Source organism: Rhodococcus sp. KRD197 (assembly GCF_017168235.1).
Lineage (GTDB): Bacteria > Actinomycetota > Actinomycetes > Mycobacteriales > Mycobacteriaceae > Rhodococcoides.
Window position 1 is genome coordinate 1 of sequence record NZ_JABFAO010000094.1, and the last position, 548, is coordinate 548.

At 67.2% G+C, this 548-nt stretch carries 1 pseudogene; it reads left to right on the forward strand.

The features are described 5' to 3' along the window. Nucleotides 1-40: 40 nt before the first annotated feature. A pseudogene (locus J1M86_RS25965) lies at nt 41-548 on the forward strand (lipase); the annotation flags it as partial.

The window sequence follows — 548 nt, forward strand, 5'->3', positions numbered from 1 at the left end:
ATCGACCGACCGCGGCGTGCGTCCCCACAGACTCCCCCGGTTGATCCGAGAACGGTTCGCCGATCCGCAGCTCGCCCTCATGGAAGCGCAGCCTTCCGGGGTACGGATCGCCGTGCGTACAACGGCCGTCGACATCTCCTTGGAGGTGCACGCCACCCGCATCACTTACCGCGGCGCGAGGCGCGCCCGCGGCGCAATCGACGTGATGGTCGACGACGTCTTCCACCATTCTCACGTCCTCACCGGCGGGGACACCATCGAGATGGATGTGCAGACCGGCACCCGAACTTTCGAGCCGGGGGCACCCGAACTCGTCACCGTCACCGACCTTCCGGCCGGGCAGAAAACGGTCGAGATCTGGCTTCCCCACAACGAACAGGTAGATCTGATCGCACTGCACTCGGACGCTCCATTGCAGCCTGCACCGACGAGCGGGCCGGTGTGGTTACACCACGGCAGCTCGGTCAGCCACGGCTCCAACGCCACGAGCCCCACTCGCATCTGGCCCGTCGTCGCGGCGCGGCGCGCCGGCGTTCAGGTACGCAACC